The organism is Roseibium sediminicola (assembly GCF_023156505.1).
Classification (GTDB): domain Bacteria; phylum Pseudomonadota; class Alphaproteobacteria; order Rhizobiales; family Stappiaceae; genus Roseibium; species Roseibium sediminicola.
Genome location: NZ_JALNMJ010000014.1, coordinates 115,651 through 128,360 on the forward strand (window position 1 = coordinate 115,651; position 12,710 = coordinate 128,360).

Genomic DNA, 12,710 nt, shown 5'->3' on the forward strand with positions numbered 1-12,710 from the left:
TATTCACTCTTACAATCTCTTGGCGTCTTCACCCGTAAGATTCAACGATGACATAACGTGGAATAAGAGTTCACAACTTGACCGAGTTCCGGCGTAGATATAGCGACCAAGCCGTGAAATTTCCGCGGCAACAGATCTCGAGGCTGGCCTTTCTACTTGCCGGGCTGCTGATCGCCGTGACCTCGATCTCGTTGCTCTTTGTCGGCTTTGTCGCCTCGCATGCGTCCCGGCAGCAGGCCGTTGCCAACGAGGAACGCCTGTTCCGCAGCACCGTTGCCGACCATCTGCGCACCATCGTGCGAGAGCAGATCACCATCGCCTCTTCCGATGAATCCGTTGAGAAACTGGTCCGGCACTTCGATCCCACCTATGCGCGGCAGAGCTTTAACACGCTCTGGTCGACCTACCGGCACAGCAAAGTGATGCTGATCTCCGGCGACGGGGAAATCCTGGCGGAGTCCTTCAAGGATTACACCCACATCATCACGCGCCCTATCGAGGAGATGCCCGAGCTGGCGCTGATCCGGGAAAAACTGAAAAGCCTTTATCAGCGCAACCGGGTTCGCGTGCCGGGCGGGTTCGGACACCGGACGCTGCAGGGTGTCGATCCGAGCGAGTATTCGGTCATGGGGTTCGTGACGATCGACGGGCGCCCCGCCCTGTTCGGCGCGATGCCGGTCATGCCCGACGACTATGAGGTTACCCTGCCGGACGGTCCGCCGACCGTGCTGCTTTCGGCGCACTACATCGACGATTTCCTGCTCGGCCAGCTGAACGGCCAGCTGAATTTCGCCCAGTTCCGATTTGTCGACGGCGGCGCGTCGAAGGAAGATGGCCCCCACCATGCGATTTCAAATCAGAGCGGCGATCAGATCGGCACTTTCACCTGGGACAGCCAGACCGTAGGGGAATCCATCTGGCCAACCATCATCCCGGTGATCGTCCTGCTCAGCGTCGCGCTCGGCGCTCTCGCTTTCGGCATCGCCTGGCGGATTGGCCAGCTGACCTCCTCGCTACAGGCAAGCGAGCGCCAGAACCGTTATCTGGCTCTGCATGACACCTTGTCGGGCCTTGCCAACCGGCTGCAGTTCAACCGGGTCCTGGAAGGTTCGGTCAAGGCGCTGCCCAAGAAACCGTTTGCGGTCATTCACTGCGATCTCGACAAGTTCAAGGCGGTCAATGACACGTTCGGCCACGCGGCCGGCGACACGGTCATCACGACCATGGCCGAGCGACTGACCAAGGTCATCGGCAAACCCGGCCTGGTCTGCCGCATCGGCGGCGACGAATTCATGGTGATCTACCGGGGCGCAACCGACAGGGCCAACCTGACCGCGCTCAGCAAGGCGCTGGTCGCCGCGGGCAGCAAGCCGATCCACCTGGATCAGGGCGATATCGCCAATATCGGGCTGAGCGTGGGCATCGCCGTCGCACCGCAGGACGGCGCGACGGCGGAACTGCTCGTCAACCGCTCGGACGCGGCCCTCTATCATTCCAAGAAGATGGGCCGCGGCCGCTTCACCTGTTACGCGGACATTGCCGACGACGATCCAGACGACATGCCTCAACGGCACGCTTCCGCCTGAGCCGCCCGGTTCGTCTTTAGCCGCGCAGGCGCTCCGTCGGCTCGCGCATGGTAACCAATTCTTCGGCCGCCGTCGGATGCACGGCGATCGTGCGGTCGAAATCCGCCTTGGTCGCGCCCATCTGCAGCGTGACGCCGAGGATCTGGGCAAGCTCACCCGCATCCGGACCAACCACGTGAACGCCGAGAACCTTCTGGCTGTCCGCGTCGACGATCATCTTCATCAGCATCTTTTCGTCGCGGCCTGACAGCGTGTGCTTCATCGGCCGGAAGCTGGACTTGTAGATGTCGAGATTGGGCGTGCGCTGCAAAGCCTCGTCCTGGGTCAATCCGACCGTGCCCATTTCTGGCTGGGAAAACACCGCGGTGGCGATCAGGCTATGGTCCACGGTCCAGGGTTTGTCGCCGAAAACGGTGTCGGCAAAAGCATGCCCCTCGCGGATCGCGACCGGGGTCAGATTGGCCCGGTCGGTGACATCACCCACCGCATAGATCGAGTCCACATTGGTTTTCGAATCGGCGCTGACACGGATTGCGCCGGATGGATCCATCTCGACGCCAGCCTTATCAAGACCAAGATCGCGTGTGTGCGGCTTGCGGCCGATCGCGAACATGATCTGGTCGGTTTCCAGCGCCAGGCCGGCCTTGGTGTGACCGGTCAGGGAGCCGTCCGCGTTCTTCTCGATCCTGGTAAATGTATCCTGGCGCAGGACGCGGATGCCCTTTTTCTCCATCTCCTGGCGGACCATGGTCCGGAGGTCCCAATCAAAGCCGCGCAGGATTTCCTCGCCGCGATAGATCAGGGTCGTTTCGACGCCAAGCCCGTTGAAGATGCCGGCAAATTCCACGGCGATATATCCGCCCCCTGCGACCACGACCCGGCGCGGCAGCTCGGCCAGGTGAAATGCTTCGTTCGAGGTGATGACATGCTCGACGCCGGGCAGTTCCGTATCCACATTCGGCGAGGCCCCGACGGCCACCAGGATGTATTTGGCGGAAATCTTCTGGCCGGTCGACAACAGGCGCACCGTATGGGCGTCCTCGATGACGGCACGGCTGTCATGCACCTCGACCTTCGTGCTTTCCAGATTGCGCCGGTAGATACCTTCCAGCCGGGTGATTTCCTGATCCTTGGCAGCGATCAGTTTGTCCCATGAAAAACCGCGCTCTCCGACGGTCCAGCCGAAACCTTCCGCATCCTCGAATTCCTCGGAGAATTTCGAGGCATAAACGAACAGCTTCTTGGGCACGCAGCCGCGGATCACACAGGTGCCGCCATAGCGGTATTCTTCGGCAATCCCGACACGTGCGCCATGCGTGGCCGCGATGCGCGCTGCGCGGACGCCGCCGGAGCCGCCGCCAATAACAAAAAGATCATAATCGTAGTCGGTCATGGACGCCTCTTTCAGCCCTGTTGCATTTGTCCGGCGGTGCGCGGCCGCGGTTCGTTCGCCCCAGATAGGCAGCCCGGGCAACCATGCAAGCCCGACGCCGCCACCGAGCAGCGCGCCACCGTCCGGTTTTCTTCCTGCCGCAAACGATTTGGGCCGCATTCGCGGCCCAAACAACCGGTCCCGAGACCGGCTTCAACTTGTCGTGTATCCGCCCGTCTGCCCGGTCTGACGGGCATGTTCGCGCGGCCGACTGCCCGTCACTGCGCTTCGTTGCGCTTGGCGAGCTCTTCCTGGACCATGGTCACCATTTCCGTGGAAAGCTTATCCTGCCACTCGCGTGCAGCTCCGACGGAATACTGTGTGATGACGGGAATGCTCTTGGTCAGCTTTTGGCCGAGATCCGTGTTGTAGAATTCGGCCAGCTGGTTCAGCTCCTCCTCGGTGAAGCTTTCCGCCCAGGCCTTGTACACGAGGTTGTTGAGATCGACCCGCTTCGGCGCCAGCTTCAGCGCCACGTCCTGGGTGACTTCGATGATTTCTTCCGCGCGGGCCGGGTCGGACTGAATGAACGCGGTCCGGGTCTGTTCCGCCAGGATCGGCAGAATGTCATCGAACGGTTCCAGAACCTTGGTCGCGGCGGCAACTTTCTTCGCTGCGGCCAGATGGCTTTCCGAAACGGCGTCCTGCGCGGTCGCCGCACCTGTCAGAAATCCGGCGGCCATCAAGGCTGCGCCCAATACAGCTGCCCTTGGGAAGGATTTGATAAGCTTCATTTTTCTACTCCTAGGCGGCTTTCAAATGTCAGGAAAGCCGAACACATCGCTCAGATGGGCAGAACGGTCTTTACCCCATCCGTGCCGGCCACGTAAGCCTTGGTTGCAAGTTCGAGAAAGAGACCATGGTCAACGACACCCGGAATCGCGACAAGCCGATCGGCCAGGGTGCCCGGGTCGGTGATCTCCTGAAGGCAGGCGTCGAGAATGTAATGTCCGCCATCCGTCAAGAAAGGCTGCTCTGCGCCGCCTCTCAGATCCAGGTTTTGCGGCAGGCCCATGTCTTCCAGGACATGAAGGATGGCGCGCCGTGTCGCCTTCAGCCCGAAGGGGACAACCTCGATCGGCAGCGGAAACTTGCCGAGAGTGGCAACTTCCTTGCTGCTATCCGCGATCACGATCATCTCAGCGGACGCGCCGGCAACGATCTTTTCACGCAGCAGCGCGCCGCCACCGCCCTTGATCAGGGCCAGATGCGCATCGAGTTCATCCGCGCCGTCAATGGTCAGATCCAGTTCAGGAAGCTCGTCAAGCGTGGTCAGCCGGATGCCGAGGCTGGAGGCCAGCTCCCGCGTGCGCTCCGACGTCGGCACACCGATGACGTTGAGACCGTCCGCCACCCGCCTTGCCAGCGCGTGCACGAAGAGCTCCGCCGTCGAACCGGTGCCGATGCCCAACCGCATGCCGGAGGTGACGTCTTCCGCCGCACGTTCGGCCGCTTGTTTCTTGAACTGATCGCTCATCCCATGTCCCTTCGCCTGCGTCCTGCGGACCGCGCGCAAGCCAGTGATCTTTTTCAGGCCGCCGGGTGCTTAACATGGCCGGTATCTGCCGGTCCAGTGACATTCCCCACTTCGCCGGGGAAACCCGCCTCCAACTAAAGCAGTGGTACAATATTAACCATCATTTTAGATAGCCCGCAGATAATGCTGCAAATTGTCTAGGGCCTGGAAAGCACAAAATCCTATGAGCATCCTTCGACTTGGATCGTGGCAAAAAGAGAAAAAAAACAACATTGCCAATAACTTGGATACCCTTGAGGAAACTGACGAGGGTCAAAATACCGGGGGTGAGCGGCCGATCGCCGCTGACCGGATGGGTTTTGTTCTCGACAGTCTCGAAGACGATCTTCAGGTTGCCGCCAAATCCATCAATGCCGCGGCAGAAAAAGTTCAGGACCGGCTTGTCAGCCAGATGGACACGCTGGAATCCATCCGCGGCAACAGCCAGGCACTGGCCGACCAGTCGGAGGTCGCGAATGAAAACGCCGCGGGCCTGGCCTCCTCTATCCAGGAACTGAGTGCGTCCAGTTCCGAGATCGGTTCTCAGGTCGGCGTGTCCAACCAGTTGGCACAGGAAGCGCGCGACGTCGCCGATCAGGTCAATCAGGGCGTGATGGAACTGAAACACGCGATTGACGACATCGCCAATGTGGTCAGCCTGATCTCCGACATTGCCAAACAGACCAACCTCCTGGCGCTCAACGCAACCATCGAGGCCGCCCGCGCGGGCGAAGCCGGCCGCGGCTTTTCCGTCGTCGCCAGCGAGGTCAAGGCCCTGTCGGTCGAGACCCAGTCGGCAACGGAGCAAATCGTCGCCAATATCGACCGCCTCAACCAGTCAGCCGAAATGAGCCTTGGTTCGGTCAACCAGATCATCGAGGTGATCGGCAAGATCCGGCCGAGTTTCGCCGCCGTTGAAGACGCCGTTCAGACCCAGGTCGACACCACCAATCTGATCGGCGAACAGGCGCAACGGACCGCCGAATTCGTCCAGGACGTGGTCAGCACAGCCAAGACCATCACCACCGCCGCCGAGACCGCCGAGGAAGGCGGCCGGCTTGCCCGGGAAACCGGTGCGGAAATGAGCGCGGCCTCCGGCGCGCTGCGGTCGCGTTTCACCATGATGATCCGCCAGACGGAAATTGGCGACCGCCGGCAGCATGACCGCCTGCCGGTCAAGCTGGGCGGAAGCGTCACCTGCGGATCGGCGACTGCGCGCTTCGAGACCCATGACATTTCCGAAGGCGGCACGTTGTTCAAGTCGGAGATCGACCGTCAATTGCGTCCCGGCAGCACCGGGCAGATTGAGTTGAGCGGCATCGGCCGGGTCGACATTCGCGTCGTTGCGGTAACGGAACACGGCTGCCACGCCTGTTTCGTCAATCCGGACCAGTCGTTCCGCGAGGCATTGACGCGCAAGATCGCCGCCATTCACGCCAGCCACGCCGAGGAAGTGGAGCGGGTGCAGTCCGGCGCGGCGCGGATCGCCGCCGCGATCGAAGACCTTATCGCCCGGCGCCAACTGAGCATGGACGATCTGTTCGACACGAACTACACACCAATCCCGGGCACCAATCCCATGCAGGTCTCCACCCGGGCGCTTGCCCAACTGGAAAAAGTCCTGCCGACCATCCAGGAAGACATCCTGGGCAAATGCAAGGGGATGGCCTTCTGCGCGTCCGTTGACCGGAACGGTTATCTGCCGGTGCACAACCTGATCTATTCCAAGCCGCAGAAGCCGGACGATCCGACCTGGAACGCTGCCAATTGCCGCAACAAGCGCATCTTCGACGACCGGGCCGGCCTCAGCGCCGCCCGCAACACACGGCCGTTCCTGATCCAGTCCTATGCAAGGGACATGGGCGGCGGCAACATCGTCTGGATGAAGGAAATCGATGCGCCGATCATCGTCCAGGGCCGGCACTGGGGCGGTTTCCGGACGGCGTATAAACTTTAACGCTGAACGCTTGCGGCAGATCTCGGATCCGGCTAGGCAGGATCCGCCCATTCCGTCCGCAAGGAGAAATCATGTCCGTTTTGGTGTTCGATCTGGACGGCACTCTGGTGTCATCCATGGAAGACCTCGTGGCCACGCTCAATGTCATCATGACCGATGCGGGTTATGAGGCCGTCCCGCAGGACCATGTCGCCAATATGGTCGGGCTCGGCGCGAAGGTACTGCTAAAGCGCGCGCTCGACTTCAACAAGGTCGCCTGGACGGACGAGATGATCGCGACGCTCTATCAGGCATTTCTGGAGCATTACGCCGCCAATATCGCGGTACATACGCGGCCATTCGACGGCGTCGTCCCGGCGCTGGAACGCTTTCGGCAAGAGGGCTGGAAACTCGCTGTGTGCACCAACAAGTCGGAACGGCTGACGCTGCCGCTGCTGGCCACGCTCGATCTTGCCCGGCATTTCGACGCCGTCGTCGGCGGCGACACTTACGCAAAGGCCAAACCGCATGCCGAACCGCTTCTCGGGGCCATCGAGCGCGCCGGTGGGCAGGTCAAGGGCTCGATCATGGTCGGCGACAGCGTCACCGACATCGATGCCGCCCGCAATGCAGGCATACCCGTTGTCGCGGTTGATTTCGGCTATACGCCGGTGCCCGTCCGGGAGCTTGGCCCGGACCGGGTCATTTCGCATTACGACGAGCTTGCCAATGCGGTTGCCGAACTCTCGGAGCCGGTCAGAACGTCCTGATCGCGTCACCGAGGGTTTCACGGATTTCGAGACGCCTTTCGTTGAGCGCCGCGATCTCCGTCTCGATGTCCTCGATGCGGGTCTCGGAGTCTGCCAGCTTGCGCGCCGCGCGCTTGTAAAGGTCCGCGCCCGGTTCGATCGCCGCCAGGTTCGCCCGGTGGCGCTCTTGATCGTTGGTTTCCTCGTCCTTTTTCAGGCGAAGCTGCTGCATCTGGCGCTCAATCTGGGTGATCTCGTTTTGCAGCTCCGACAGTCTCTTCAGTTTTGCCGCCACCGCCTTGTCCGGCGAGCGCAGGGACAGATAGAGGAGCTTGTTGGCGTCGGTCGACATCAGCGCATAGGTCTCCGAGAGGGTGCGCTCATGCAGGGCCGTGACCGTCTCAGTCGCGCCCGCGGCGACTTCGACGCGCAGCCGGTGATGGCTGACGGTGCTGTCCATCTCGTTGCCGGACGAGAACTGCCAGCCAGGGCGCTTGGCATGTTCGATGATCACCGTGCGTTCGCCGTCCGGCGCGCCCTTGATGGCATAACGCGTTGACGAGCGTTCGCGCACACTTGCCGTCAAGACGCCGTCATGGACCTTGATCGAAACGATCTGGTTGTCGCCGGTGGTGTCCTGCGCGATTCGGACCTTCTTGTCCGTGGCAAAGCTCGCCATCCGGCTTTCGCCCGACGGCATGCCGTTGATCTGGGCATCGCCGACATAACCTTCCTGTTCGTCATAGACCGTTAGGATGCCCTTCGGCAGGCTGGTATCGGTCTCGTTGTCGATCAGGATCGCCGCGATCGGGTGCGAGAGGCCGCTTTCGGGCTGATAGACCGAAACGGTCTCTGCGGAAACGACCTTGTCGACGATCGGCGCGGACAGGGTCTCGCCGCTTTCCAGGCTCACCGGCCAGGGCAAGGTGAAGGACGCTGTGACCGCGCCCTCGACCGCCTCGCCGACATTGGCATTCGACATCCTGCGCTCTCGCGGCTGCGGCGTGGCCGCCGGAGCCGCCAGGGCAGCGAGGCGGGACGCGCCGCCAATATATGCTTCGCTTTCGGCGACATCGAACACCGGTTCGGCGCCGGTGTCGGTCGGCGGCACATAACCTTCAGAGACGTCAATGGGCACTTCCCGGCGCTGTTTCCAGTAAAGGTCGTGCAGGCGCTGCTTCAGCGTCACCGGCGCGCCGGAGGAGAGCGTCACCTCGACATTCTCCCAATCCTCGCCGCTGGCGTTTTCCAGAACGGCCCAGGCCTGCAGGCGCGCCTTGTCGTCGGCCATGGTCACCACACGGTAGGCGGTCTTCCAGATTGGTGCAGGCACCACATAGGAGACAGCGACTTCGCGCGCGCCCTCCCCGCCCACCTTCAGCGCCACGGTGCGGGCGCCATCCGCCTTGCCGGTGCCAACCGCAGCCAGGGCTCTCGCCACCTTCTGCCTGATATCCTCGTCGAGGAACGTAATTTCCGTGTCGGCGCTGAGCTCGACCCCGGTGATCCGGTCCTCGCTCAGGACGGAGACTACGAAGGCCTGGCCCTTGTCACCCTGATCGCGCGCGGAAACACCAAGCACCAGTCCTTCCACCGACGATCCGGCCCTGTCCAGCCTCACCCTGGTGCCCTGCAGCGCCGACAGTAGCCTAGCCGGCGACTGCAGGTCGTCGACCGAAAACGGCAGGTTCTTGAAGGTTTCGGCAAGAGGATTGGGTCCCGGCAGGGTGATGCCCTCGACCACGCCGGCCTGATCGAACACGACAATGCTCTTCAGGACATCGTTCACCTGATCGAGCGGCACGGTCATGTTGATCAGGCCGGTGCTGTCGATGTCGGCCTTGCGCACGATCTCGGCGAGTCCGCCCGAGGACAGGGTGATCGAGGTGATCGGACCGTTGTCGGCACTCAGGGCCGACGTGGTGGTCATCAGGCAGAGAAAAAGGGCAGAAGACGAACGGAAAAGCATTCAAATCACTCCAAGGAAAACAGGTTGCGGGATCGTCCGCCCAAAATACGGCCTTTTGTGGAAAGCGCAGATGACTGCTGACAAAAAGGACTTGCCAAGACGCACCCTATCCCGTAGACAGCCGCTCACCACGCGATTGCGAGGGCGATTAGCTCAGCGGGAGAGCACTCCCTTCACACGGGAGGGGTCACTGGTTCAATCCCAGTATCGCCCACCATTTCCTCGATTTTCTGAATCAGTAATTCCCGATCCGGGACGGTGGACCCTGTTCGCGTCTCAACAGGATCTGGCGCATCCGCACAATCGACAGGGGTCTGTGGCCGCCCGGCTACCGGCCCCGCCGGCGACACGGTGTTTCTCCCCGGCCTGAGGTTAACCGTCTGTCGAGTAGCTCCCAATTGGTGGCATTGCGCGCCTTGCCAGACACAACCCAAGCATGCAGACTTCCCGGACCCCAAATTTCCGGAGGTCCCGCCGATGTTCCGTTCCTGTGCCGCCGCGTTCCTGATGCTCTGCTCCGTGAGCGCCGCCTGTGCCCAGTCCGGAGCCTCCGGCCTGCCGCTTCCCTCCGAATTGCCGCTTCTGGACTATGAGGCCAAGCTCTATCCGTTTGTCGCCGCGCGCACCTTTGCCAAGGACGGCTGGAAACACGACAAGCGCTGGCGCGACACCGGACCTTTTCTGCTGTCCACCAATTACGGCACCCACCCGGCCGTACGGATCTACTATTCGCCGGGGATGATCGACTGGCTCGAGGGCGGTCGCAAAGGCACGGTTCCCGACGGTGCCATGATCGTCAAGGAAATGGTCGGCGCTCCCGCGGCCCGTTACGTGGAATACCGGCGCTTGCTGGAAGTGCTGCACCCGGACGATCCCGCGAAGGTCGAAAGCGAGATGCTGGCCTTCCTCTACAAGACCGGCGGGCTCAACTGGACCGTCATGGTGAAAGACAGTTCCGTCTCCCATGGAGGTTGGTTCTTTGCTTCGGTGGAACCGTCGGCGGAAGTGGATTCGTTCAATCCGCCCTATTCCCCCGCGTCCGGTCAGGCCGGCATCGGCACCTGCATGCGTTGCCACGCCTCCGCCGAGAACCAGCTGACCTTCTCCTCCCTCGACAATATCGAGGGGTATGACGGCGACCCGCTCATCTTTCGTGTCGATGAAAGCTGGCGCGACATGAAAGACTTCCCGCCCGGTCCCTTCAACCTGCCGGCCGTGCAGCGTCCGGCTGCGGGCGCCAGCGAGGCGACGCTGATCGAGGACCTCTTCCATAATGACGATGCGTTCGACCGGTCCAACGCCGCGACGGCGCCCTCCTCGCGGGACATCAATCCGGAATTTGCCAAGACCTTTCCACCGACCGGCGGCATCGCGGTGCCGGCGGGCGAGGTTCAGACCCTGCCGAGCCTGTGGCTCGACCATGTCCCCTCCCGTCCAGGCAAGCCCCAGCATTTCCTGACATCGGACAATTGCCTTGGCTGCCACGGTGGCCTTGGCGGCCCGCCCTATGGCAACACCATGTTCCTGCAGACGGGCCCGAATTACGGCGACGGCTTCAACATCTCCGAATATGGCGAGTGGCGCTGGTCGCCCATGGGCCTGGCCGGACGCGATCCGATCTTCTTTGCCCAGCTCGAGAGCGAATTCGCGCTGCTTGAGAAAGCCGGCGCGGGCGATCTTACCAGCAATCTCGGCACGACCTGCCTCTCCTGCCACGGCGCAATGGGGCAGCGGCAGCTGCAGATCGATGCGCATGCCGACCCGAATGCGGGCCTTGATGCCAACAACTTCAAGGTCGCCTATACCCTGCTGCACGCCCCTCTCACCAAAGAGGAAGAGGAAAAACAGAAGGCCGACGGCACCTTCCCCTATCACAGCTATGGCAACCTGGCGCGCGAAGGCATTTCCTGCGCGGTCTGCCACCATATCGCGCCACCACAGCGCGCCGAGGGCCAGCCGGACTACAACACGCTCGACACGTTCCTGATGAACGGGACAACCGGCGTTTTCCGCCTGAACGAGGCCGACAAGCTGATCGGCCCCTATGAGGACGTGCGCCCGGTGCCGATGCAAAATGCCATGGGCATCACCCCGGTGCATGACGGCTACATCAAGGACAGCGAGGTCTGCGGCACTTGCCACACGATCAACCTGCCGAACGTGGATGCCGACCCGAATGTGCCCCTGGAAGGCTATACCGCAGCGGATCAGGAGGTCTTCAACCAGGCCGGACGCAACGCCGCCGCCTTTCTGAAATCCGAGTTCGGCGTGACCTATTCCGAACCGCTGTCGAAGTTCCAGCACTCGGTCGAACAGGCAACCTATCTGGAATGGCAAAACAGCGTCTTCAGCGAAGAGGCTACGAAGAGAACCTGCCAGAGCTGCCACATGAAGTCGGACTTCAAGAGCGTCGACGGCAGCTTGAACGTGCCGGCAATCACCACCCAGATCGCGTCCATTCAGGACGACACCCTGCCGGATGTGGCCAACCGCCTGCCGTCGGAGGATCTCGATGTGCCATTCCGCGAAGGTTACAAGCGGCACAATTATGTCGGTCTTAATGTCTTCATGGTCGAGATGCTGCGCCAGTTCAGCGCAGAGATGGGCATGAGCCTGACGGACCCGATGACCTATGCGACCAACGGTGCGCAGCTGGCCATCGATACGATGGCCCTGCAGGCGGCAGAGGAAACGGCGGATATCACGCTGGACCTGAGCACCGGGTATGACAGTCTCGTCGCCGCGGTTCAGGTGAGCAACAAGACCGGCCACCGGCTGCCTTCCGGCGTCGGTTTCCGCCGCGCCTTCCTGGAAGTGCGCGCCACCGGCGCCGACGGCAAGGTGCTGTGGTGTTCCGGTTGCACCAATGGCGCGGGCGTGATTGTGGATGCGACCGGCACCCCGCTCAAGACCGAGTTCCTGGATGTGGTGCCGGCGGGCGCGACAACTGCGCTTTATCAGCCACATTACAATGTCATCACCGACCAGAGCCAGGTTCAGATCTATGAGGAGCTGACCCAGAACGCGGAGAAGAAGTTCACCACAAGCTTTGTACATCGCGACTATCATCCGAAGGACAACCGCCTGACCCCGCGCGGCACCCTCACCCCGGGCAGCGACGCCTTCAAGGCAAAGTTCGGTGACAGCGAGGTCACGGTCGCCTTCATGAAGGCGACCGTCCCGGAAGGCCGCGCCGCGAAGGATCCGGATTTTGTTGCGGGCTCCGACCGGCTGGAATACCGGATCACGCTGCCAGAGGGGACCGACCCGGCCGAGGTCACGGTAAGCGCGACGCTCTATTCACAGGCGATCCCGCCCTATTACCTGAAACAGCGCTTCGAACTGGCGCCCGAAGGGCCGGCAACACGGCGGCTCTACTATCTCGCGAGCCGCCTCAAGACCGAGGGCACGCTGATCGAGGACTGGAAACTCAAGACCGCTTCGGCTTCGGCGTCGCTGCAATAGGACGCCGGGCCCGCGGCTGGCGCGGGCAAACGACGGCTTTAGGCGCATATTCAACCG

8 protein-coding genes and 1 tRNA gene are annotated in these 12,710 nt (G+C 62.0%); 5 read left to right on the forward strand and 4 right to left on the reverse strand.

The genetic code is table 11. The features are described 5' to 3' along the window. The first annotated feature begins 113 nt into the window (after positions 1-113). Positions 114-1,586, forward strand: coding sequence for a sensor domain-containing diguanylate cyclase (locus M0H32_RS19065; protein ID WP_248156754.1), 1,473 nt, complete (start codon positions 114-116; stop codon positions 1,584-1,586). 16 nt (positions 1,587-1,602) lie between these two features. Here the strand turns inward: M0H32_RS19065 and gor are convergent, their stop codons facing one another. The 3 genes from gor to rpiA form a co-directional block, all read right to left on the reverse strand. Next, positions 1,603-2,979 (reverse strand): glutathione-disulfide reductase, encoded by a 1,377-nt coding sequence (gor, locus tag M0H32_RS19070; protein ID WP_248156756.1) that lies wholly within the window; start codon positions 2,977-2,979, stop codon positions 1,603-1,605. 257 nt (positions 2,980-3,236) lie between these two features. Beyond that, complete coding sequence (locus tag M0H32_RS19075; RefSeq protein ID WP_248156758.1) at positions 3,237-3,752, reverse strand: DUF2059 domain-containing protein; 516 nt, start codon at positions 3,750-3,752, stop codon at positions 3,237-3,239. 50 nt (positions 3,753-3,802) lie between these two features. Beyond that, positions 3,803-4,495 carry a ribose-5-phosphate isomerase RpiA gene (gene rpiA, locus M0H32_RS19080; protein WP_248156760.1) on the reverse strand — a complete coding sequence of 231 codons (693 nt, stop codon included), beginning with the start codon at positions 4,493-4,495 and terminating at the stop codon, positions 3,803-3,805. Positions 4,496-4,847: 352 nt separating this feature from the next. Here rpiA and M0H32_RS19085 point away from each other — a divergent pair, with 352 nt between their 5' ends. Both M0H32_RS19085 and gph read left to right on the forward strand, forming a co-directional pair. Continuing rightward, the gene (locus M0H32_RS19085) at positions 4,848-6,491 is read left to right on the forward strand and encodes a methyl-accepting chemotaxis protein (RefSeq protein WP_248156762.1); all 1,644 of its coding nucleotides are present in this window, start codon (positions 4,848-4,850) and stop codon (positions 6,489-6,491) included. A gap of 71 nt (positions 6,492-6,562) precedes the next feature. Then, entirely contained in the window at positions 6,563-7,240 is a 678-nt protein-coding gene (gene gph / locus M0H32_RS19090) for a phosphoglycolate phosphatase (protein WP_248156764.1), read from the forward strand. Here gph and M0H32_RS19095 read toward each other — a convergent pair. Next, on the reverse strand, positions 7,227-9,188 hold the full coding sequence (locus tag M0H32_RS19095; protein ID WP_248156766.1) for a DUF4139 domain-containing protein: 1,962 nt from the start codon (positions 9,186-9,188) through the stop codon (positions 7,227-7,229). The two genes, gph and M0H32_RS19095, sit on opposite strands and share 14 nt — an antisense overlap. Positions 9,189-9,330: 142 nt before the next feature. On the opposite strand from M0H32_RS19095, the gene M0H32_RS19100 reads away from it, so the two are divergent. Both M0H32_RS19100 and M0H32_RS19105 read left to right on the forward strand, forming a co-directional pair. After that, positions 9,331-9,405: transfer RNA gene (locus tag M0H32_RS19100), tRNA-Val, on the forward strand. 260 nt (positions 9,406-9,665) lie between these two features. Further along, on the forward strand, positions 9,666-12,653 hold the full coding sequence (locus tag M0H32_RS19105; RefSeq protein ID WP_248156768.1) for a cytochrome P460 family protein: 2,988 nt from the start codon (positions 9,666-9,668) through the stop codon (positions 12,651-12,653). The last annotated feature ends 57 nt before the right edge of the window (positions 12,654-12,710 follow it).

Coding starts and splice junctions, on each gene's coding strand:
- gor (WP_248156756.1), bottom strand. CDS start 2,979: ATGACCGACTACGATTATGATCTTTTTGTTATTGGCGGCGGCTCCGGC.
- M0H32_RS19075 (WP_248156758.1), bottom strand. CDS start 3,752: ATGAAGCTTATCAAATCCTTCCCAAGGGCAGCTGTATTGGGCGCAGCC.
- rpiA (WP_248156760.1), bottom strand. CDS start 4,495: ATGAGCGATCAGTTCAAGAAACAAGCGGCCGAACGTGCGGCGGAAGAC.
- M0H32_RS19085 (WP_248156762.1), top strand. CDS start 4,848: ATGGGTTTTGTTCTCGACAGTCTCGAAGACGATCTTCAGGTTGCCGCC.
- gph (WP_248156764.1), top strand. CDS start 6,563: ATGTCCGTTTTGGTGTTCGATCTGGACGGCACTCTGGTGTCATCCATG.
- M0H32_RS19095 (WP_248156766.1), bottom strand. CDS start 9,188: ATGCTTTTCCGTTCGTCTTCTGCCCTTTTTCTCTGCCTGATGACCACC.
- M0H32_RS19105 (WP_248156768.1), top strand. CDS start 9,666: ATGTTCCGTTCCTGTGCCGCCGCGTTCCTGATGCTCTGCTCCGTGAGC.